The following is a 1,121-nucleotide window of genomic DNA, read 5'->3' as shown; positions in this document are numbered from 1 at the left end:
CTAAATAGCTGCGCCGAATACTGCTACACTTTTGCCAGCCCATGTTTGCCTCCGGGGAACGGGCTGGCCGTTTCCATAAAATGGCGAACTTTTTTCAACAGTTGCCACATTGAACGACACTGATGATTGCGCGTTATCGTATCGTGCAATGCCTGCCATAACCGCTCAACGTGATTCACCCATGGCGAGTAAACCGGCTGATAAATAACGTTAAATTTGGGATTCTCTTTCAACCAGTTTCGTGTTTTTTCGCTCTTGTGAATAATGTAGTTATCCACAATGAGTGTGATCGTTTTTGCCCGGCGGTATGTCGCTTTCAGGTGTTTAAGCAGGCTGATAAATAAAGATGAGGCTTTGCTGCTACCGCCCACGTAGCTGACTTTTCCTGTACCACTGTGCAGTGCGCCTGCAAGGTAGTATTTCTCATTCTGGCCCGGTGTGACCACGCGTTTTTGCTGTCCCCGTACCTGCCAGTCGGCACCGATTTTGGGATTGAGATGAATATCCACTTCATCTTCGTAAAATACCGGATGTTCAATGCTGCATTTATCCAGAGCTTTGCGGATTGCCGCCATTTTTTCATCCTTGTGCGGGTCGCGTATATGCAGAGTGGGAGCGGCTCTGCGCCACACCAGTCCCGCAGAAGGCAACCAGCGGCGAATTGTGCCGGGATGAAGTTGACACCCGGTTATCTCGTTGATTTTTATCGCCAGAAGTTCAGTGCTCCAGCGGGAGCGTTGATAACCAAAATCACCGGGAGAACGGCTGACAAGCTGTACCAGCAGTGCGCAAATTTGCTCAAAGGGCCACCGGCGTTCACGGCCCGGACGCAGTGATATCAGGCCTTCAGCACCATACAGGGTAAACCAGTTGAGCCAGCGCCCCACGGACGAACGGGCACAACAAAGCGTTCTGGCTACGTCAGTAACACGACTCCCCCTGTGCAGCATCAGCATGGCGGTCAGCCTGCGGGCATGGTTTTTATCACGCGTTTTATGGATAGTTTTCTGCATCAGGCGTCGTTCGGTACGGGGTATTGGTGCTATGATCGGCATCGCTCAGTCCGGTTGGTGATTTGTGATGTTTGGCGATTGATCAGATCGCACAATCCGGGCTGAGTT

At 51.4% G+C, this 1,121-nt stretch carries 1 protein-coding gene; it reads right to left on the bottom strand.

Annotated features, from left to right (window positions below):
- Positions 1–23 precede the first annotated feature (23 nt).
- The gene (locus JJB97_RS18090; protein WP_227531405.1) at positions 24–1,055 is read right to left on the bottom strand and encodes an IS630 family transposase; all 1,032 of its coding nucleotides are present in this window, start codon (positions 1,053–1,055) and stop codon (positions 24–26) included.
- Between the last annotated feature and the right edge of the window lie 66 nt (positions 1,056–1,121).

The organism is Tenebrionibacter intestinalis (genome assembly GCF_016632365.1).
Taxonomy (GTDB): domain Bacteria; phylum Pseudomonadota; class Gammaproteobacteria; order Enterobacterales; family Enterobacteriaceae; genus Tenebrionibacter; species Tenebrionibacter intestinalis.
The sequence above is the reverse complement of the archived record's forward strand: the minus strand, read 5'-3'. Positions and strand labels throughout refer to the sequence as shown.

Bases quoted from the DNA above. Each gene is read 5' to 3' on its own strand.
- JJB97_RS18090 (WP_227531405.1), bottom strand. From the start codon at position 1,055: ATGCCGATCATAGCACCAATACCCCGTACCGAACGACGCCTGATGCAG.